Origin of the sequence: Rubripirellula lacrimiformis (assembly GCF_007741535.1) — a bacterium.
Taxonomy (GTDB): domain Bacteria; phylum Planctomycetota; class Planctomycetia; order Pirellulales; family Pirellulaceae; genus Rubripirellula; species Rubripirellula lacrimiformis.
This window is the reverse complement of sequence record NZ_CP036525.1, coordinates 7,054,988-7,076,178: the sequence shown is the minus strand read 5'-3', so window position 1 is coordinate 7,076,178 and position 21,191 is coordinate 7,054,988. Positions and strand designations below refer to the sequence as shown.

Annotated in this window: 15 protein-coding genes and 2 pseudogenes; 4 read left to right on the top strand and 13 right to left on the bottom strand. The window is 53.3% G+C overall.

Annotated features, from left to right (window positions below; translation table 11 throughout):
* Nucleotides 1–26: 26 nt before the first annotated feature.
* Entirely contained in the window at nucleotides 27–2,324 is a 2,298-nt protein-coding gene (locus K227x_RS24735) for a chemotaxis protein CheA (protein ID WP_145174230.1), read from the bottom strand.
* Between the two features lie 752 nt (nucleotides 2,325–3,076).
* Nucleotides 3,077–3,643, bottom strand: coding sequence for a hypothetical protein (locus K227x_RS30850; protein ID WP_218933503.1), 567 nt, complete (start codon nucleotides 3,641–3,643; stop codon nucleotides 3,077–3,079).
* A gap of 68 nt (nucleotides 3,644–3,711) precedes the next feature.
* On the opposite strand from K227x_RS30850, the gene K227x_RS24730 reads away from it, so the two are divergent.
* Nucleotides 3,712–4,929 (top strand): ISAzo13 family transposase, encoded by a 1,218-nt coding sequence (locus tag K227x_RS24730; protein ID WP_145169668.1) that lies wholly within the window; start codon nucleotides 3,712–3,714, stop codon nucleotides 4,927–4,929.
* A 13-nt stretch (nucleotides 4,930–4,942) separates the two neighbouring features.
* Here K227x_RS24730 and K227x_RS24725 read toward each other — a convergent pair whose 3' ends face one another.
* Entirely contained in the window at nucleotides 4,943–5,926 is a 984-nt protein-coding gene (locus K227x_RS24725) for an integrase catalytic domain-containing protein (RefSeq protein ID WP_145174227.1), read from the bottom strand.
* Nucleotides 5,927–6,058: 132 nt separating this feature from the next.
* The gene (locus tag K227x_RS24720; RefSeq protein ID WP_145174224.1) at nucleotides 6,059–6,430 is read right to left on the bottom strand and encodes a response regulator; all 372 of its coding nucleotides are present in this window, start codon (nucleotides 6,428–6,430) and stop codon (nucleotides 6,059–6,061) included.
* Nucleotides 6,431–6,947: 517 nt separating this feature from the next.
* Between K227x_RS24720 and K227x_RS24715 the strand changes: the two genes are divergently transcribed.
* The gene (locus tag K227x_RS24715; protein ID WP_145174221.1) at nucleotides 6,948–7,130 is read left to right on the top strand and encodes a hypothetical protein; all 183 of its coding nucleotides are present in this window, start codon (nucleotides 6,948–6,950) and stop codon (nucleotides 7,128–7,130) included.
* Between the two features lie 179 nt (nucleotides 7,131–7,309).
* Here K227x_RS24715 and K227x_RS24710 read toward each other — a convergent pair whose 3' ends face one another.
* Both K227x_RS24710 and K227x_RS24705 read right to left on the bottom strand, forming a co-directional pair.
* Nucleotides 7,310–8,263 carry an HD-GYP domain-containing protein gene (locus K227x_RS24710; RefSeq protein WP_145174218.1) on the bottom strand — a complete coding sequence of 318 codons (954 nt, stop codon included), beginning with the start codon at nucleotides 8,261–8,263 and terminating at the stop codon, nucleotides 7,310–7,312.
* Between the two features lie 736 nt (nucleotides 8,264–8,999).
* Nucleotides 9,000–10,363, bottom strand: a pseudogene (locus tag K227x_RS24705) (IS3 family transposase); the annotation flags it as partial.
* Between the two features lie 370 nt (nucleotides 10,364–10,733).
* On the opposite strand from K227x_RS24705, the gene fliG reads away from it, so the two are divergent.
* Both fliG and K227x_RS30840 read left to right on the top strand, forming a co-directional pair.
* A complete protein-coding gene (gene fliG / locus K227x_RS24700; RefSeq protein WP_246146205.1) occupies nucleotides 10,734–11,753 on the top strand; it encodes a flagellar motor switch protein FliG in 1,020 nt (339 codons plus the stop codon).
* Between the two features lie 296 nt (nucleotides 11,754–12,049).
* Nucleotides 12,050–12,460: a hypothetical protein gene (locus K227x_RS30840; RefSeq protein ID WP_218933502.1), complete on the top strand. Its 411-nt coding sequence runs from the start codon at nucleotides 12,050–12,052 to the stop codon at nucleotides 12,458–12,460.
* 200 nt (nucleotides 12,461–12,660) lie between these two features.
* Here K227x_RS30840 and K227x_RS24690 read toward each other — a convergent pair whose 3' ends face one another.
* The 7 genes and pseudogenes from K227x_RS24690 to K227x_RS31635 all read right to left on the bottom strand — a co-directional run bounded on the left by K227x_RS24690 (nucleotide 12,661) and on the right by K227x_RS31635 (nucleotide 20,929).
* Entirely contained in the window at nucleotides 12,661–13,602 is a 942-nt protein-coding gene (locus tag K227x_RS24690) for an IS3 family transposase (RefSeq protein ID WP_261343464.1), read from the bottom strand.
* A gap of 35 nt (nucleotides 13,603–13,637) precedes the next feature.
* Nucleotides 13,638–13,952 carry a transposase gene (locus K227x_RS24685; RefSeq protein ID WP_145172788.1) on the bottom strand — a complete coding sequence of 105 codons (315 nt, stop codon included), beginning with the start codon at nucleotides 13,950–13,952 and terminating at the stop codon, nucleotides 13,638–13,640.
* Between the two features lie 361 nt (nucleotides 13,953–14,313).
* Nucleotides 14,314–15,462, bottom strand: a complete 1,149-nt coding sequence (locus tag K227x_RS24680; RefSeq protein WP_145174215.1) for a response regulator — start codon at nucleotides 15,460–15,462, stop codon at nucleotides 14,314–14,316.
* Nucleotides 15,463–16,331: 869 nt separating this feature from the next.
* Nucleotides 16,332–16,907: a hypothetical protein gene (locus K227x_RS24675; protein ID WP_145174212.1), complete on the bottom strand. Its 576-nt coding sequence runs from the start codon at nucleotides 16,905–16,907 to the stop codon at nucleotides 16,332–16,334.
* Between the two features lie 686 nt (nucleotides 16,908–17,593).
* A complete protein-coding gene (locus K227x_RS24670) occupies nucleotides 17,594–18,340 on the bottom strand; it encodes a hypothetical protein (protein WP_145174209.1) in 747 nt (248 codons plus the stop codon).
* Between the two features lie 252 nt (nucleotides 18,341–18,592).
* Nucleotides 18,593–19,956 (bottom strand): annotated as a pseudogene (locus tag K227x_RS24665) (IS3 family transposase); the annotation flags it as partial.
* A gap of 508 nt (nucleotides 19,957–20,464) precedes the next feature.
* Nucleotides 20,465–20,929 (bottom strand): hypothetical protein, encoded by a 465-nt coding sequence (locus K227x_RS31635; protein WP_391540464.1) that lies wholly within the window; start codon nucleotides 20,927–20,929, stop codon nucleotides 20,465–20,467.
* Nucleotides 20,930–21,191 lie beyond the last annotated feature (262 nt).

Genomic DNA, 21,191 nt, shown 5'->3' with positions numbered 1-21,191 from the left:
TCAATACTTGTTTCACAATGGCGAGGTTACGCGTTCGGTGCGTCGAACGATTGGATGATCACGGGTAGATCGAGGAGATCAATGACTTTGCTTTGGATGATTGCTGATCCTAACAATCCACAACTGCGCGAGCTTTCGGATATTTCGACTTTCGTTTCAACGATGTCGAGAATGCGATCGACGACCAAGCCAAAGCTACGTGTGTCTTCCGTGTAAACAACGACATGAATGAACTCTTCTTCGTCCCCTGTGGAGGCCTCCCCGGATCGAGGTTGCGTGCCGAGAGTTTCAGGCAAGTGAATCAATGGAAGGATCTTTCCTCGATATTGAACCACAGGCCGATTGTTTGCTACTTCGATGGAGTTTTTTGCAATTTGTTCTAAGCGGGCGACCTGTGACATTGGCATTGCCACTCTTGTCGTCGAACCAAGCCCCAGAATCAGCAATGTCTGCAGCGCGGCACCTGGAGCTTCCGATGTGACGCTTGACTCCTTCATTGCTTTATCCAGGTTTGCTTGCAAAACATTCGATCGTTGCGCAATACCCAGGACATCCAAAATCAATGCGACGTTTCCGTCGCCCATGATCGTCGCACCTGAATAGATCGGAAGATCCTTCAACTGCTGGCTGAGAGGCTTGACAACAATTTCTTCCGTATCGCTGATGTGGTCAACAATCAATCCGAACTGTTGGTCGTCAGCTCGCAGAATGACAATATTGATTGCATTGGATTCATCGTTTTTTTCGACCTCGCGTTTGAGCACCTGCCGAAGATCTACAAGCGGCAACAGGCGGCCACGGAGACGATATACAGGGGCATTCTGAATCCATTCGATCTTTGTCCGGGACTGTTCGCCTTCAAGACGCACCAGTTCCATCAGGTTGACCTGAGGAATCGCGAATCGATTCCCTGCACACGAAACCAGCAGTGCGGGAATGATCGCCAGCGTCAATGGTATTTTAATTCGAACGGTGGTGCCAATTCCCGGGCGACTATCAAGGTCAAGCGTGCCGCCAATTTTTTCAATGTTCGTTTTGACAACATCCATTCCGACGCCACGGCCGGAAACATTCGACACCGTTTCCGCTGTCGAAAAACCTGGCGCAAAAATCAGATTGCAGAGTTCGTGATCCTGCATTTCCTCGGCTTGCTTCTGGGTAATGACCCCTTTCTCGACTGCTTTCTGCTTGATGCGATTCAGGTTCAACCCGGCACCATCATCCGAAATCTCAATGTTTACCTGGCCACCTTCATGGAAAGCTCGTAGCGTCAAGCATCCTTCGCGATTCTTGCCATTGGATTCTCGCACGTCTGGATTCTCAATGCCGTGATCCACAGTGTTGCGGACCAGGTGAGTGAGCGGATCTTTGATAGCTTCGATGATCGTCTTGTCGAGCTCCGTGCTTTTCCCTTCCATTTCGATGCGAACTTCTTTGTCGCAGATCTGTGCAAGGTCGCGAACCAGACGCGGGAATTTGCTCCACACGTTACCGATAGGTTGCATGCGTGTCTTCATCACGCCTTCTTGCAACTCGGTCGTAATCAAGTTGAGTCGCTGTGAGGTTTTGTTGTACTGACCGTCTTCAAAGCGGTTGGCAAATTGAAGCATTTGGTTGCGTGCAAGAACAAGCTCGCCGACTTGATTCATCAACATGTCAAGCAAGCAAACGTCAACCCGAATCGAACTCTCGGTAGTGACTTTATCTTGGTGAGCCGGTTCCGTTGCTTGAGGCTTGGCAGCGGAAGGCGTCTTGGCGTTCGGTGTTGGCTTCGTCTCTACCGTTGTTGCTAACGGCGTTTCGGTTTCATCCCGCACTTCCGCCGCGGGGGCCTCGGCCCCTGTCGGTTGTGGCTCTTCGATCGATTGCATCGCCTCTTCAATTCCATCGAGCCGTTCAGCGCTGACTTCAACCACATCGCTGACTGCTGCTTCAGCGGAGGTGTCTAGCAGTTGGCTGAGAGCTTTGATGTGAACGGAAACGTCTTCATCATTGGAAGTCTCAATGTTGTCGAGCAGGTGCTTGATTGCGTCGGTGGACCTCAGCAACGTGTTGATAACTGGACTGGTTGGTGCGATCTCGAGGTTCCGCATTCGATTGAGAACCTCCTCCTCGCGATGCGCCAGCTTTTCAAGGACATGAAGTCCCATGAATCCAGCTGCCCCCTTGATCGAGTGGATCGCTCGAAAGATTTTGTTCACCAAGGCGACGTCAACACCATCGATCTGCAGTTCAAGCGTCAGGAAGTCGGTTTCGATATCACCCAAGTGCTCTTGGGATTCGATTACGAATTCGTTCAGTATCTCTGTGTCGTCGATTGTCACGTTTACTGCTTCGAAGTGGTGTTAAGATATCGTACCTGGGCAAAGACTGCCGTTGACCTCAAGTATCTACAACGCAATTAGTAGCATCAGGGAGGAAATATTTGTTCATTTGCAATCTTTTGCAGAATGAGTGTTTCAGTGCGACGCTTATTGACAGCTGGGCCTGAATGTTGCCTGCACCCTTGGGTGCGGGTGTGCGTGCTGTCCTATCGAAAAAACGGCTGAATCCGCGACGCTGCTCTCCGTTGCCTGAGAATAGCCGCATGGATGGCCGCTTTGCCGTCTCATTGATCGCATCGTCGCCGCAGCGTTTTGTCGTCGATCGCGGCGCCCTGGTCCAGCAACTTCGTCAGCCAATCGCGCAGCCTGCAGGTCCTTTTGGCTTGGTATGCATGAGAGGCGAACTGATTGGGCCCTGCGAAGGGACACCAAATCTCTAGCCGAAGTGCGTCTCAAGCCAATCTTTCCAGATGGTGGCTACCTGGACGATGGCGAGGAGGTCGCTGGCACCGGCGATCGCAGCGCAATTGGTCATGAAGAGCATGGGAATGCGCGGCTCGGGGACTTTGCCGGTTGGCGGATCGGTTAACCGACCGTGATTGTCTAGCGACCATTAGATTTCCCCCTCGTGTTGCCTCAGCCGAGGAGGATACCCAAATGTCAGCTTTAAAAAGAATGCTGTCATAGGCCTGCTGAGCGTAGCGAAGCAGGCCTATGACAGCGGCTACTTTGCCCTTGGGCGGACAAGACACCTAGGTTGAAGTTGAGCCCGTCACCAACTGCTTGGCCATGATATATCGCCACTGCCCCACACGCCGCTGAAGTGTTCGTAGATGTTGGCTGTCGTACTTGTCAGGTGTTCGTTCGATGAGCCGTTCGAGCAGTGACGAGGCGGTTGCGTCGGGTGTTTTTTCAAGCCATTCAAGAATCGTCGTCCAATCTCCTTCGAAAGGATCACGACGCGTTCGATAGTCTCGCGTTCGCGTTGGTTTCGGTTGGTGAGTCGGGCGGGCTTCGCCTTTCTTCCACAGCCCCGGCAGTTGTGCAAGGAATTCTTCGAGATCAATCTGCTGCTCTTGGGAGAGTGAGCCCTCCGTTGACAACGATACCAACGCAGCTTGCGTTTGCCGTATTTCGTGAAGTAGCTTGAGCGGGTCCTGTTCGTTTCGGTTGCGTAACAGATATTCTTTCGATTCAGTTGAAACTCGCAGGTCACCGAATAGCCGATCACAGGGTGTTTGCGGTGAGTGGAATTTCTTGGTTACTTTGGCGCCGTTCCGACTCTTGCTTAGGAACGACGAATAAATAGTCCTCGCCACATCGCCTATAATGTGATCTACCGTTGCGGTGGGAGGCACCGCTCAGAATTCACACGGAGGGTAATTCCATGGCGTTTCAATTTGAGTCCCCGTACTCCAAGCAGATCGAAGAACGCATGAAAAATGTTTTCGATAGCTTGTCTGAAAAGGATCGTCGCCGCTACGCCGCCATCGAGACGGAGAAGCTTGGATATGGTGGTCAACGCTACATCTCAGAGCTATTTGGTTGTTCCGAGCATGCGATCCGGCATGGTTTGGATGAGATTGAATCGCTGCCCGAGGATCCTCTGGGCGATCGACAACGGGCTGAAGGTGGAGGAAGAAAGCAGAAAATTGACGAGGAACCAGAGATCGAAGATCAACTCTTTGAAATCGTGGATATTCACATCGCTGGCAGTCCCGACGAACCCGATATCATCTGGACTCATCAGTCGCCGCAAGCGATCGCTGCGACGTTGACGCACGATGGCACACCGATCAGCGCGCCCACGGTGGCCGATTGGCTCGAAGGCCAAGATATCCGTCGACGCAAAATTGAAAAGTCGATTGCCGGCGGACAGAGCCCCGATCGCGATACACAGTTTCAGGAAATCGATCGATTCCGTTCGCTCTTCCGAGAGGCTGGCGACCCTGTTTTCTCCATTGACACCAAGGCGAAAGAGCTTCTTGGCACGATGTATCGCGACGGCCGTGCCTACCTGAGCAGTCCGATGCGAGCATTCGATCACGACTATCCGAGTTGGTCCGATGGCGTTTTGATTCCCCACGGAATCTACGACCCGGTTCGCAACCACGGACACCTTAACTTGGGGCTCAGTCACGATACCAGCGAGTTTGCCTGCGATAGTTTTTGGTGGTTCTGGCGTCGTGTCGGGCGATTCCATTATGCAGGGGCCAAAAAGATACTTTGGTTGTGTGACGCCGGTGGCAGCAACAATGCTCGGTACTGGATCTTCAAAGAAGACTTGTCTCGCTTGGCTACGCGGATCGGACTGCCGATCCAGGTTGCTCACTACCCGCCATACTGCAGCAAGTACAATCCGATCGAACGGCGGTTCTTCTCACAGGTGGGCCGAACTTGCAGCGGGCTGATGATGCGATCAGCCGAGTTTGCAGCAGAGCTAATGAGACAAACGTCAACAGCGACCGGTCTGAGCACGACCGCCCATATCATCAAACGAGCCTACGAACTCAAACGCAAGGCAACCGAGGAATTCATGACACGAATGCCAATCACATTTTCGAACCTACTGCCTCGACTAAACTACACGGCCAACCCTTCATAGCAGCGCGTCTTATTTATTCGTCGTTCCTTAGGAGCTTGAAGGAAGGCTGAAACACGTTGACGTACCAGCGAACGCAGTCGAATAGATGCGCAATCGTTTGGCATGCGACGGGTCCTGAGTATCGATGATAACCGAGGTATTTGCGAACGATTGAACCATTCTTTTGTTCGATCCATGCCTGGTCGTTCTTACGATAGGGCCGTGATCGAGTGAATAAGATATTGTGGGAACTGCAGTATTTGATGAGAGATTCATTGATGAACGAGCTGTCGTTGTCAGTGTTGATCCCGACAATCGGAAACGGAAAGCGATTCCGCAGCAGTTCCATCGTTTCAACCACAAGTGACTGTTCGCGAATAAGAATCGGGATACATTCCGTCCAGCCAGAGGACACGTCAGTAGCGACCAAGCTGTGGATGAACGAGCCGGACAGATTGCCTCCGCAGTGCGCAACGAAATCAACCTCGAGACTCCCTGGCGCGACGTCGTCCCATTCAGAGAAGGTTTTGACCGCGATCGCCGCGCGAGTCTTTTTCTTGGGTCGAACAGGTTTCTTTCCAGTTGCCTGCTCACGTATCGGACGGAGGAGTCGGTCAATGGTCGCGGCGCTTGCCGACAACACCAGGGCCCTGAGGGAATCATCAAGATTCATGTGGCCATGCGATTCCATCGACTTCAGCAACTCCGGCAAAATCACCTTGAGACGTTTGCCACACAATCGATCAGAGGCCTCCCAGAGAGTCGCAAGCACTTCCTTAACCGCACCGTCGTAAATCTTGCGACCAAGTGTTCCAGAACTCGCTGGCCCAGAAACTTCGCTCTCCGCGAGCATTCGAAGCGCGTACTTGCGTTGGTGTCCTGTAATCGCAACGAACTCGTCAAGTATCCGAGACTTATCTCTCTTTCGTGCAGCACAGTATCGCGACCGAATCGAGTCAACCAGTTCCGCTTTTGCTTGCATTTCCACGGCCGCACTCACGATTTGGGTATCTTTCACTTGAGGCAACCAATATCGTTCGGTATCCGTTTCGTTGAGGCAATGCGTCGTCCTGCGATCAACTCCGCGCCACCGTCGTTGTCACTGTCCACCATCGCCCGGTAGGCAGGTGCACGCAGCAATGGCTGTGCACTAAGCTCCAACAGCAATATATCGTTGCAGCTTATCGAGCAACTGATCTTGATCGAACGGCTTGACAAGGTAGTTATTCGCGCCAGCTTGGATCGCTTCCAGCACGCGTTCCTTCTCCGATTCAGTCGTAATCAGGATCACGGGAACCTTTGAACCCGTGGCGCGAATAGCCTTCAGTAAATCTAGTCCACTCATGTTGGGCATGTTCCAATCCGTTAAGACAAGATCAAAGGCTCCTGCGTTGAAGGCGGCAAGTGCCAGTTCGCCATCCGCTGCCTCAATAATGTCGGAAACGTTAATCGCATTTAGTGCTCGCATGATAATCTTTCGCATCACACCTGAATCGTCTACCAGTAGTACTTTCGGTCCCATCGAAATCCCCTAAGCTCTTTACGTTAGTTAAATTGAACCCATGCGCGATTGCGAGAACCCACGTCCTCGAACGCCACAGTTAGCGATTAAGATCTTTTCGCATCGATTGTTGCAGTTCCGATCATTCTCTGCCAAACGATAGCACTGAATTAGCACATAGTCGCTAAAAAGATGCTTCGCTAAGGTTTACTTGGGCGTCCTAAACGCTACGACACAAATAGCTCATTCAACCGGCAGATCGAAAAACTGTTTCGAAAGTAACGCATAGGCGGTGCCCATGGACGCAGGCACTGCGTTTTGGCAGCTTGTGGGCCGCCATCGCTAGGACTGCAATGCAAACTAACCCTCTGCCGAGTACTCCGTCCGTCGTTTGGTGCGGTGGCCGTGGGGGCATACCAAAACAAAGGGGGGGCACCCAGGCCCTTCTTTTGTGACTCCTGGTGTTGAAGGATGGGGCAAGCTAGTCGAGCTAAGGATTTCTAGATGAAAGAAAGCTGAACGCATCAGGGGAGGGCGCGTGCTGGCTGACGAGCGTTCCACCACATTCGTAACAGAGGTCGCCAATGCGCCTGCACTGGGTAATCTCAATCCTCAACCAAAACGTCGCGAGAATCGCTCGGACGACTTCGCCAGGATAATACTGCTGGTCGGCGATGAAGCCGAAGCCTACTTTGGAAAAGTCTTTAGTAAAGATAGTTGATGGAACCGGATTCCTTGGCACGGCGTGAAGTGAATGTTCCGGCACTAATACTCCGCGCGCTCGAATATTAGTGCGAACCGCTCTTCGTGTATTGTTCTCGTAGGGCGTCGACGGGCCGCTCAGTTCAAAAAAACGCTCATGCGAAGGTGGTAATCTGATCGTTTGTGGCAAGCTTGTGATCAAAACTTGCAAATCTCGCGAGTAAGCTTCGCCCAACATTCTAGTACCTCCGAATCGAAAGCCTTGCTGCGGTCTTTTTCCATGATTTCTAAAGCAAGCTGTTTCGGCATCGGGCCACGGTAGGGCCGAAAGCTTGTCATCGCCTCAAATACATCGACAACCGCGCAGATTTTTGCCCAGTCATGGATTTCATCATCAAGAATGCCCACCGGGTAGCCCTCTCCGTCCACACGCTCGTGATGCTGGTAGACCATCATCAGCTGCCCAAAAGACAGGTCTTTCCGGCAGCCTAGCTGCCTCAACCCCCAGGTCGGGTGCATTTTCACAGTCCGGAATTCTCCTTCCGTTAAGCGACCTGGCTTGGAAAGAATTTTGTCGTCGATGGAGAGCTTTCCCAGGTCATGCAACAGTCCGCCCGTGGTGATCTGCTCAATATCGTGTTGCGAAAAACCGAGTTTGGCCGCCAGCATAGCGGCATAGAACGCGACATTTGCTGAGTGAGTAAAGGTCGCATAGTCATGGTGAAGTACGCGGAATAGCTCAGCAGCAGCTGACGAATTGCTGCATATTATTCCAGCAGTCAACGCGCCCCATCGCGACGCTTCGGCGACAGTGTTTCCTAAGTCGCCAGCGCTAAAAGAAGCGTCAAGCACGTCGCGAACCACTTCGCTTAAAGCACCAGCACGCGCGGCGACGCTCACCTCCCCTGGTCGCGATGGGGCTTCGATCAAGCTTCGCAAATATTGCTGAAACAAGTCCCTTGAGCCGCTGGCAACATAGAGATGCTTGGTGCCTCTCGCTCGAAGTCTTGCCAGACCGCCTTCGTCGATTGGGTGGTCGTCAGCGCAGTATAAGACAAAGCGATCTCCGTCTGCCTCGCGTTGAAAAAGATCAACGCCCGGAATTGTATTTGGTTCTAACGTCGAAATGAATATCGGGATGTAATCTGACATGGGTGAATCGCTCATATTCAGGTCGGAACCTCAGGGAAATTCCTGGGCACTGGCACGCTTCCTTCCCGTTGTCGGTTCAAGTATTCGTTTCGAGTATTTTCTCTGGCCAAGCGACGCTCGCCACAAACTGCCTATGGCAATGAAACGCTTCATTTGGTTATTCGGAAACAATTAGTTCTTCGCTTTAACGGCAATTCGAATTCCCTGCCGCATCGTCTTGATTAATCGGAGACTGAGCGGCATTGGTGCCTCCGTTGAGAAAGTCCCGAATCATAGGTGACGCCGTGAGCACAAGCAAGAAGTTCACTGATTGACTCGACTTGTTCGCGATCCTGGAATGTGTCAACGGCAGTGAGGCAACTTTTTGATGTGCGTTCGATGCTGCAACCAGGTTGGTCAGGGGCCAGCCCCCGATCTGCTTTTGCTGCGGTGGACTCGGTCTTTACCCGCGCGAAACCCGGATGGCGGAATGTGTCAACGACATTGAGACAACTTTCTAAACGGTTCAGTGATTGATGCCAGCGCACTTGGGGGCCAGCCCCCAAACCCCCGGGATTTTTTCAGGCATCGCTCGGGTGTTCAAAGGTGTTTTCGGTGGTAAGGTTGATTCGTCCGGTGAAACGGAAGGCGGCTCTGCGGGGACGCAACCGTCCAAGGGATAATCGGATCGAGGGTGCGTCAAAGACGTTTCTTCGGAAGCTCCCGGGCAGGTTGGCTCGGGGGCTTCCCTTTTGCGTTCATCGATTGGTTTGGGAGGGTTGATCCAGACGGCTTGGGGAACACTTGCTGGCTTGGGAATTCCGTGAACGAAACGCTCGGGTGTTTTTTTCCACGCACCATGAAGAGTCTGCGTGCGAGCGGCAGTTACTTCCTCGGCGCGGCCGAAGTGCAACGATGATGGAGTTAGCAACCCGATGCCGCTGTGATAGTGCTCGTTGTTGTACCAGGTGAAAAACGTGCGACAGAACTGCAAGCCGTCTTCGTAACAGCCAAAGCGTTTGGGGAACTCAGGTCGATACTTCATCGTTTTGAATTGGCTTTCCGAGAACGGATTGTCGTTGGAGACGTGCGGTCGGCTGTGTGATTTGGTGACGCCCAGCGAACTGAGTAGCTGCGCTACGCTGTGAGATGTCATCGAAGGTCCCCGGTCGCTGTGAATGATCAGTTGTTCGGGTGGAATGTTCTGCTTGTCGATCGTGGTTTCAATCAGCTGCTTGGCCAAGTCGGCGCTCTCGCTATCGGCCAGCATCCAGCCAACGACGCAGCGGCTGTAGATGTCCAGAATCACGTAGAGGTAGTAGTACGTCCATGTTTCGGGGCCCTTGAGTTTGGTGATGTCCCAAGACCAGACTTCGTTGGGCGCGGTGGCGAGCAGTTCTGGTTTGCGATACTCGGGATGCTTCAGCTGGTTTCGTCGTTCGCGTGTGCTTTGATTGTCGGCCAAGATGCGATACATCGTTCGCACGCTACACAGGTAGTCGCCCTCGTCGAGCAACTTGGCGTAGACCTGTCGTGGTGCATGATCAGCGAAACGCTCGCTGTTGAGTTGATCAAGTACTTCTTGGCGTTCTTGCGGTGATAGAGCTCGAGCGGGCGCCGGCCTCGGCGCGGCTTGTCGATCGGGGTCGCGGCGACGATAGAACGTCGCACGCGACACATTCATCGCACGGCAAGCAGCCGCGACGCCGACTGTTTCACTCAGTTGTTTGGCGGCTGTCAGTCGTCCTTCTCGTGTGATCGTATCTGCATCATCTCCGAGACTTTTTTTTGGACGTCAATGATCAGCTCGGCGTGGCGGAGCTTCTCCTTGAGCCGCTCGTTCTCACGTTCAAGACGTTTGAGTTGATCGGCTGGTGAAGTTTTGCCGTTAGACTTTTTCGATGATGACAATGATTCCTCCCGCAATTGACGACGCCATTTTGCCAGGACCGAGGAGTAAATTCCCTCGCGTCTGAGCAACGCCCCGATTTCTCCGGGCTCGCTACAGCTTTCGGCCTCCAGGGCGATACGGCGTTTGTAGTCGGCGGTGAAGCGGCGACGGGCCGCTTTCTGTGTCACCTCGGGATCTTTTTCAATTTTTTTGTTGGCGGTATCGGTCATGCGAATGCTCCATGCCCTCAACTCTGATGAAATTCAAAGTTGTCTCACGCATGTTGGCACAGAGGGTGGGCCGATAAATCACCAATACTTCGCTGTTGTAAGGGTGCCCCCGTGTCTGATATACAGAGCGTTGGTAGTTGATTTTAGCTAACCGAAAAGAGTCAAAGGATCACAGGCAACGATGGCGAGACGTTGGCGAGACGCTGGCTCAGGTCCTGTGCGCCGTCGACCGTGGGATGCCCTAGGAATTGAAGCTGGAACGACAACGTCCGTTAATTTAATCGTTTCAATGCAGGTCAGGGTGCAGTGACCTGTTGGTGAACAAAGTGCAGGTGCTAGTGAGCAATTACGAGCACGGAGGGAACTTAGCGTGACGTTGCAGAACAGTCCGGGGCTTGACGAAGAGGGGCTGCGCAAGGCGTCCATCCTGTTGATGAGTATGCCTAGCAGTTTAGCTGCTACGGTATTGAGCAAGCTATCTCCCCGATACATCGAAGCGATTGGCCTGACGATCGCTAAGACTGAGTCAGTCGGCGGCGAAGACCAAGAATTGGTCCTCGCGGAGTTCTTGAACAGCAAGGTGAGCTTGCTGAGCGCCGGTCTCGGAGGACTTGAGCGAGCGGGGGAGCTCCTGGTAGAGGCGTTTGGGCACGATGCCCAGGATCTCGTCGATGCATTGCAGCAGGCAATCGAGTCGCCCCAGTTCGGTTTTCTTCGGAATGTCGACGCCCAAACCGTGCTGCAAAACGTTCGAAACGAACATCCGCAAGCGATAGCGTTTCTGCTGTGTCACGTGTCTGGCCCTTGTGCGGCTGAGGTGATCACGGGCTTGGATCCAGATCAACGATTGGACGTCGTTTCTCGCCTCGCCGCTATGGAGAAGGCTAGCCCAGGAGCGGTCAAGGAACTGAATGACGGCCTAGAGTTGCAGATTAGCGGCTTGGGTGGCCAGCATATTCAGGTGGGCGGGGTCGAGGTGGTCGCCAATATTCTAAAGGCCTCCGAGCCGTCGAATGAATCAAGGCTATTGGAGGCCGTTGGCCAAGAAGATCCCGAGCTGCGTGACGAAATCCGACGACTGATGTTTGTGTTCGACGATATCTCAAAGCTCGTCGATTGTGACATTCAAACACTTCTCAAGCAGGTTGCCACGTCTGATTGGGCGATGTCGCTCAAGGGGGCTGACACGCAACTGAAAGAGAAGATCATGCTCAATATGAGTTCTGGAGCCGCGGCGAATCTGCAGGAGGAAATAGAGTACCTTGGGAGCGTCCGGCTCAAGGAAGTAGAGCTAGCACGGCAGAAAATCATAAATATTGCTCGCCAACTCGATGATGCTGGCCAGATCTCCCGTCGAACCTGTGAGGGAGAGGAAGAGTTATTTACCTAGCAGCCAGGCCGAACCAGTTCATGAGGTCCGCCTGGGGTTCGTGTCGCAAACTTCATCCCATGAAGGCGGTTATCGACGATCTTGGTTTCCGCAAATAGGATGCACTTCTTGGCTGCCTTCAGCTAGGCGGCGTTCGTGACTTCACAGATCATTTTGCGGGTATGGCCTCGCAGGGATGCACGAAATACGTCCCCTGTTTCCCAGCAGTTCCCGGCGGTTGGCTAAATCCCGTAAAATACGGTGTGGTGATTTGCTAGCGTGTCGCGATTGGATGAAGCCTTGATTGGAGCCGGGGGTTGACGAACGTCACGTTAGATCGTTCGCTGCTATCGAAATTCGCCGCGGGAGGTCGTAGTCGCTGGCGGATTGAGAATGAGACGTTTAATACGCTCAAGAATCAAGGCTACCACTTTGAACACAACTACGGTCATGGAAAGCAAAACCTATCAACGGTACTGATGCTGCTGATGTTTTTAGCGTTCATGGTTGACCAAGTACAGCAAGCATGCTGTCCGCTGTTTGCCTCGGTGCAGGAGAAGTTCAAGAGTCGCCGAGCGTTGTGGGAAAAGCTTCGCAGCCATGTGAATCACTTCGTGTTTGAGTCGTTTGCCGAACTTTGGCAAGCGATGCTCAGTGGATCGGCGATGGGTGTTCCGCCTGTGCTGGTTCAGCGGGAATTGGAAATCGACCGATGGCTTGAAACGTAATTTGATGGCGTCCTCCCGCCTCGTGATCCACGCCTCCAGTGTGGAAGGTTTTTCGCTTTGTGGCGTATCCCGAAAGGGAAAGGTGGCGGTCATCGACTGGCGACAACCGCCTGCCTTTCGGTCTACGCACTTGATGCGGCGCTCAGGTTGCACCTCTGCAGAGCCCTATCCTCCGACCAAGCGTAGACATTCTCGTCTGATCATCCGGCAACTGCAAGTTCGCTGTCACTACTGCGCGACGTCGAACGCCGACGCATCCGAGCTTCTTCGAGTTTACGGTCTCGTTCGGAGTGAATTTCCGGTGCCAATCCGGCCAGGAAGTCAGCCGGCGTAACGTAGCCGATCGCGCTGTGAAGCCTGACCTCGTTGTAGTGATGGACATACTCCGAGATCAGCTTGATCGCTTCGGCGGCATTTCGTGGACAGTTCGGACGAATGCTTTCAACCTTGAGCGACTTGTGCCACCGCTCGAGCTTGCCGTTGCTCTGTGGATAGTACGGACTGGTTTTTACATGCGTCATCCCGCTGTGACGGACGAACGACTTGAAGTCACCGGCGACGAATTGAGGACCGTTGTCGCTGATGATCCGAGGCTTCACGCCGGGGTGTTTTTCCAAAGCCGCTTGGCAGACGATTTCCACGTCCAGTTCGGTCATCGACTCGCGTAGTTCATGATGCACGATGTACCGGCTGTAGCCATCGAGAATCGTGATCAAGTAGAAGAACGTCCCGCCAGCATTGATGTAGGAAATGTCGACATGCCAGTGCGCATGGGCTTTCAGCGGATGCTTGAATCCGTTTCCTTTTTGCGATGCCTTGTTGCTTTTTCGATCCAGTCGGCCTGCGGCCTTGAGCACGCGGTAGACCGTCGACGGAGCGACCGCCACCACGTCTTCATCGAGCATCATGAACGTCAGCCTTCGGTAACCTTCGAGCGGGTTTTTGTCGTGAAAATCGACGATCGCCTGCTTCTCCCAGTCTTCCAGCCACCATTCCCTGGGAACTTTGCCGTTGTGGGCATTCACCTTGCCGTAACGTCGCTTCCAGTTGTGATACTTGCTGGTGGGCAGCTCGATCCATCGCAAGAGCTGACCGATTCCGATCTCAGTTCGTTCGTGCCAGTACTTGGTGTAGTCGACGATTTGGTCTCGCGTGTCATGGGGAACCCATCGACCTTTCAGAGTTCCCCATTGTCTTTTTTTGAGCGGATGTTCTCCTCCATCAACTCGGAAATCACCTCGTTCTTAGCGATGAGTTTCTCACGCAGTTCGATGACCGTGCGATCGGTTTTCACCTTGCCGGCCTTGGTCGAGCGGGGCGTTTCAAAAGCCCGTTCAGCTTGGCTCATGACGGCATTGACCCAGTTGTGGATCAACGTCGGTTGAACCTGCATCTGGTCGGCGATCTGGGAAACAGGAACTTTGTCGACAAGGTGCTTGCGGACGGCGGCAGCCTTTTCAGCAGCCGAGAAAGAGCGTCGTTTTCGTGTCATTGTGAAATCTCCTCAAGTGAAAATAGCTCACCATTGGCAGATTTCCAATTTCAAGAGAGGCAGCACACGCCGCCTCGTGGATAAGATCGGCCAGAAGTAGCGTAACCTCAGCGGTCTAAAACGTCGATTTTGGACTCAGCACTGGTGGCGCTACGCGCCCAGCCGCGCGCTCTCCCTCCGATTTGTCGTTTGGGACGCCCCACGAGCGATGGACGTCGGTTCCGAAGGCACGAAATCGCCTTCGCAGTAGGCCACGGCAACTCGGCCAACCTTCAAATGCACCTTCACCCCACGCTCACCACCCAGTAGCACGGGGCGACCGGGAACTGCTGACTGTTTCCGAAGCAGAGAATCTTGCTCGTTAACCCGCGTATTGCGGACCCAGGATTGAGTTTGAAACGATCAGATATTCTTTTTTCATTAGCCCAGGCCTCTCGGACATGTTTTCGATCGTCGATTGTGTCAACCGACGTCCGCCGGCAATGCAAATGGATCCGTTTTGTCCAGTAATGTCTTCGTGCGGTATCATCCCTGGCCTCAGGTCGGCAGCGGATACCCTTGTTAGGCAAAGTGCGTCGCGGTTGTCATGAAGGCATTCCATCGCGTCAATCAGTAAGTCATTCACCTCCGGAAGTATTTTTCGTATAGTTGCAGACACTGCCTCTACGCACAGGCCTTTCATCGTCAAGAAATTCCAGTAGAAGACGACACGCAGCAAGACTGCAGACACGTCGATCCGTTCACCTGATCGATGGAACCTCTCTGCCGAAGGAACCGCATGCAGCAGTTCCACTATCCAATCAAACCTTGGCATCTTTCGTAGGAGACCAGCGGAAGTCCTGCAGATTTTCGCGAAAAGTTCTCTGTGTTCGACCGTGGTTGGCTCTTGAGAATCGAAAATTTCGGCCTCACGTGGGCTTAGGGTCGCAATCCCCACTAGGAACACACGTGCAGCGATTTCTTCCTCCCAGTCCAGTTCGACCGACATTCTTCTCGCAAGATCTTTGATTGCTTCTAGCATGCGAGTAGTGTCAATGTTCCGCCCGCTAGGCATCTCAATCAGATCGGTCATCAGGTCCAAGGTGCCTGCCAATGTCTTGCTGAGCAGTTCATTTCTGGAGGTCAGCTTATTGTACTGCGTCTGGGCGGCTAGGATCGTCGATGTCAGTTCTTCCGCCTTGCACGGCTTGGACAAAAACCTGAAGAGTTGCCCAGCGTTAATCGCTTGGATTGCAGTCTCTTGGTCCTTGTTGCCAGTCAGCATCACAAAGACGGCTTTCGGCATTTTTTCGCGAAGGTGCCCGATCGTTTCAATGCCATTCATCTTCGGCATTTGCATGTCAACAACGACAACAGAGAACGGTCCCAGCGAGTTCGCTGCCTCAATCGCAGTTTCGCCGCCTTCACACGAGTTTATTTCAAAGTCAGGGCCCAGGCCTCTGCTCGCGATACCCGAAAGAACACCAAGGAGGATCGGATCGTCGTCAACAAATAACAGTTTGTTTTGCATTGCTTTACAGAAGTTGAGTGGCAGGTTTGTTTTGGTCGGTTCTTAGCGTGTTTCCTGTCCAGCATTATCGCAATCGAATCCGAACTGCTCGCGAGGTGCTTCCCCGCAACCTGCTCGAAGGCCTTTTTTCAAAGACAATTGCGCCATTGAGTGCAATCGAGAGCAGCGTGCCTGCGTGTTGGGTAATCGGACTTTGGTACGATGGGGGCGTCGACGGCAACCGTCAACTAGCCGGCAAGTGGTAGGCCGCTGCCATGGGATGGGTGTTCGGAGCTCTGCAAACCTGCTCATCTCCAACGTCCAGAGGGACGTGATCTGGCTTTATGTCCGGCATGACAATCCATACTGGGTGGTTGAAGCGACGATGGGTGCCTAGGAACTCCGGGTTTGATCCGAATGCAGGCTGCGTATCAGCACTTCGCATTGTCATCATTGTGGCAAGCGAAAGAGAGATCGGTAAAGAATGTTCTAAAAAGTATGCCCAATAGTTCTTCATCAACAATGCCCCCATGTTAATTGAATAGCTCTAAGGAAAGTAGCATCCAGCAAGGTGTTTTCGCGACGCCTTCGGGAGAAAATGGATGTTTTGTCGGCGCCTTCATCACAGCAGTGTCGATAGTGGCGGTTTTGCGGAAGACGCAAGTCATGAGTGGCACCTGTCGGCACCGCGCTGCTTTGGCTCGGCATCGCGTCATTGGCATGGTTCTATCGATACCGCACCCGCATCGCTTAAACGCGATCTTGCGCTGGGCCGCTGGGCTGCGCGGTCACATTGCGTCCGCGACGCAGCCGACGTCAGATTCTATGGGGACACCCACGGGATCGAGTTTGTTTCGAATCCTCTGGGCATCCACTCGCAAAACGCAAGGTTATTCGCCGGCTAGGGTCGCACGAAGTCGAGCGTGTTCGGCTTTGAAATACAGGGTGGCGGCGGCTGCGTAGATAGGCGCAAGCAAAAGAAAGGGGAACGCAAAGTGAGTGCGGAAATATGCCTTCCGATACCAAGTCAGGTTCCATTGGTGGATCGCAAACCAGGAGAAAATCGCCAGGAGGCTTCCCGCAGCAACGATCACTGCAAGCATGAGTCCCGTCATTTGAATCGCCATCGCCCAGTTTTTCGGCGCCCTCGTCAGGAACCTATGCACAAACGTCCGTCCCGACAGTTCCGATCCAAAATAGTTGAGCGATGCGAAGGCCCACACGTCATCGCGTTTCTCCGGGGCTTTGAGTGCAACTGGATTTCGCCACCAGTAGTAGGTCATAAACGCGATCACGATCGAAACCAATGACTTGATCGCAATGATTCCGGGAAAGCCGATCGCGGCCATTGCGGGATTTCCTTCGATCCCAAGATCCGGTGAAAAAGCATACGTCACTCCAGTGTCCGCAGCTTGCGTAGCAGCCGGGGCAGCGACCGATGCGACAAAGATCAGAGTGCGATTCATAGTGCGTTCGTTTTCATTTTTGTTGGCTATCGTCGGAAATCACTGAGCGGCGGAAATCGGTCATCCACGTGGGAAAACGCGGCTCGGCGGTTCCATGTCGATCGTGTGGTTATTCGTCGTCTTGGGGCGGCGCGTTGCAGTTCGGACAGCAAACATCGCCAACGACAGCAGGACTCAGTTGAAATGCTGTCCCCCATATTTCGCACCGGTGAAGTACCCCTTCGGGAGTTCGTGAAGAAGGTTCGTTCATGGGCAAGTCAGGGGATCAACGAAAAAATGTTTCGTTCGCCTGTTTGTGACACGTGAACATTGTACCGCAACAGTGAGTTGTTTCACCGAAAGAAAACCGTCCCGCGACTGCTTAGCGTTCAGCGGGCACCGTTTAGGCCGTCCACCGAATGGCCGGGCCAGCAATCGTTGAGAAAAATTGGATGCATGGCAAAACTCATCGACAGAACAATACGTTTTCGCGGGGCCCTCGTTGTCGGAGTCGTTGCGTTTGCCACGCACCCGCCTCTGTTGTGAAGGCTTGCATTTGACCTGGACCGCATGGATGATTGCAGAATGAAGAAGTCATGGTTTCAAATTCGCATCCAAGGCGTCGTCGTCTTCGATCGGTTCGTTGGCGACAACGCTCGGGAACCCACCGCTGCAACCGTTCTCGCAAATCCAGGGAAACGGCTGCTTTACAATGGGGTGTTCGGGAAAATTTCGTCCCACTTCTGCGTTAAGGCTTTCGATTCCTTAATGAATCTTCTCCCGCCTGGATTGCCACTGAATCGGGCAAGAAACTTCTCAACATCTTCGCCTTCTTTCCACAGTTTTTGTGCTTTCCAAACGATTTCCAACTGCTCCTCTGTCAGCACGTCTGCAGCTTTCGCCCTTTGTGCCCCCAATCTCGCGGCAACAGCAGCGAACGGGTTTTCCCCGCTGCGGTCAACGCCATTTATAATCAGTATCTCAGCGCGTCGCAGCCCATGAAGCTTCTGGATTTGCTCGTCGGTTAGATCTAGCTGCTTCGCAAGAAACTCGCAGTGATAGTAATTCTGCGGACACGCTCGCATGAAGCCATCAACAATAGCGTTGAACTGAGTCTCGGAGAACTGATCTTTCAATAATGTTTCTACCTGTTCCACACTTGCATTTCGAAATTTCTCTAGCTCCTCTGTACCTTCACGAACTTTCTTGAGGTCCACCGTTCCAGCGTCTGCTTGCCTAACGACCTCTCGCAATTCGCTTATCAGTACCGAGCGAAGTTGGAACAAAATGTGAATCTCCGACTGCACCTTTTCTGGGTTTCGTGCTGGAAGTGCAAACTCATCGCTCCTGGCGGACAAGAGATCTACGACGTCAATCCGACGAATCTCTTCGGCCAACCGTCGCACTTCTTTTGGTCTTTCTCGAGCTTCGTCGCCGGAATGTGTCAACGACATTGAGACAACTTTCTAAACGGTTCAGTGATTGATGCCAGCGCACTTGGGGGCCAGCCCCCGAACCCCCGGGATTTTTTCAGGCATCGCTCGGGTGTTCAAAGGTGTTTTCGGTGGTAAGGTTGATTCGTCCGGTGAAACGGAAGACGGCTCTGCGGGGACGCAACCGTCCAAGGGATAATCGGATCGAGGGTGCGTCAAAGACGTTTCTTCGGAAGCTCCCGGGCAGGTTGGCTCGGGGGCTTCCCTTTTGCGTTCATCGATTGGTTTGGGAGGGTTGATCCAGACGGCTTTGGGAACACTTGCTGGCTTGGGAATTCCGTGAACGAAACGCTCGGGTGTTTTTTTCCACGCACCATGAAGAGTCTGCGTGCGAGCGGCAGTAACTTCCTCGGCGCGGCCGAAGTGCAACGATGATGGAGTTAGCAACCCGATGCCGCTGTGATAGTGCTCGTTGTTGTACCAGGTGAAAAACGTGCGACAGAACTGCAAGCCGTCTTCGTAACAGCCAAAGCGTTTGGGGAACTCAGGTCGATACTTCATCGTTTTGAATTGGCTTTCCGAGAACGGATTGTCGTTGGAGACGTGCGGTCGGCTGTGTGATTTGGTGACGCCCAGCGAACTGAGTAGCTGCGCGACGCTGTGAGATGTCATCGAAGGTCCCCGGTCGCTGTGAATGATCAGTTGTTCGGGTGGAATGTTCTGCTTGTCGATCGTGGTTTCAATCAGCTGCTTGGCCAAGTCGGCGCTCTCGCTATCGGCCAGCATCCAGCCAACGACGCAGCGGCTGTAGATGTCCAGAATCACGTAGAGGTAGTAGTACGTCCATGTTTCGGGGCCCTTGAGTTTGGTGATGTCCCAAGACCAGACTTCGTTGGGCGCGGTGGCGAGCAGTTCTGGTTTGCGATACTCGGGATGCTTCAGCTGGTTTCGTCGTTCGCGTGTGCTTTGATTGTCGGCCAAGATGCGATACATCGTTCGCACGCTGCACAGGTAGTCGCCCTCGTCGAGCAACTTGGCGTAGACCTGTCGTGGTGCATGATCAGCGAAACGCTCGCTGTTGAGTTGATCAAGTACTTCTTGGCGTTCTTGCGGTGATAGAGCTCGAGCGGGCGCCGGCCTCGGCGCGGCTTGTCGATCGGGGTCGCGGCGACGATAGAACGTCGCACGCGACACATTCATCGCACGGCAAGCCGCCGCGACGCCGACTGTTTCACTCAGTTGTTTGGCGGCTGTCAGTCGTCCTTCTCGTGTGATCGTATCTGCATCATCTCCGAGACTTTTTTTTGGACGTCAATGATCAGCTCGGCGTGGCGGAGCTTCTCCTTGAGCCGCTCGTTCTCACGTTCAAGACGTTTGAGTTGATCGGCTGGTGAAGTTTTGCCGTTAGACTTTTTCGATGATGACAATGATTCCTCCCGCAATTGACGACGCCATTTTGCCAGGACCGAGGAGTAAATTCCCTCGCGTCTGAGCAACGCCCCGATTTCTCCGGGCTCGCTACAGCTTTCGGCCTCCAGGGCGATACGGCGTTTGTAGTCGGCGGTGAAGCGGCGACGGGCCGCTTTCTGTGTCACCTCGGGATCTTTTTCAATTTTTTTGTTGGCGGTATCGGTCATGCGAATGCTCCATGCCCTCAACTCTGATGAAATTCAAAGTTGTCTCACGCATGTTGGCACAGAGGGCGCCTCTATTTCGCGGGCTCTCTGCAAAACTGAAATAGGTCAGTGCAAAACCGAAACAGAGAAAGCCTCCCAAACGCATTGCAAACTTCATTTGATTCCTTTTCAAGTTTCGTTACCACGGTCCAAGCATTGTAAGTCTCGGCGATCTGCTCGGGTGCCCGTTCGCCGTCACTATGGCCTAGCATTGGCGCGTCGTGTTGATGCGAGTTCTTGGAGATGCATGGAGGTCATCGTCGGCCGCGGCAGTTTGCTTTGCCGCACGGACATGTCGCAAATCGTCATCTGTCACCGATGGTCATCCATGTCCGCTTCATTTCAAATTCCTTGGTGGAGGAGGTGGCTGTTCGATAGATTCAAGCGGATGAACCGGTGCGATGGACGCGCCGCGTTCAATCCTCCATCTCAAAAAACACGGCTCGGCAGTTCCCCGTCGGTCGCGTGGTTATTCGCCGTCCTGAGGCAGCGCTGAGGTCAAGGTGCAGCGTATCCGTCGTCCATCGATTTGTGCGGAGGACTTGATTGTCGCATGCTTTGGCACCAGCGAGTTGACGAAACGTTCAAGCAGTGCCGTAGCCTGACTTTGAGCCTCAGGATGACGACTTCGGAACAGTGCAGACACGCGCACGTCTCGTCGCTTGCGAAAATGCGATATCGCCCGCTTCGCTTTCTGATCGAAGTCCGTGTCAATGGTCGCTGGACGTAAGCGAATCTCCTTCACGCAGCTAGACGCAAGATCGCTCGCGTGTGGTTCGGTATCGAGTTCCTCGTTGCCAACCGGCCATGCGAGCCCGTTGCAGTTCGGACAACAAACATCGCCAACAACAGCAGGGCTTAATTGAAATGTGGTCCCACATATTTCGCACTTGTGTGGTACGCCTTCGGGAGTTCGTGAAGAAGGTTCGTTCATGGGCAAGTCTGGGTTTCCAACGGAAGAATGTTTCGTTCGCCTGTTTGGGGTGCAAGAACATTGTACCACCGAGTGGGGTGATTGACCGAAAGAAAACCATTTGGCGACTGCTAGCGTTTCGCTTGCACCGTCTAGTCCATCCACCGAATGTCTGGAGCAGCAATGTTCGAAGTGAATTGGGTGCATTGCGAAACGGATCGATAGAACGATACCGTACAATGGGGCCCGCGCCAGCGAATCGTCCATTCGGAAACGTTAACCT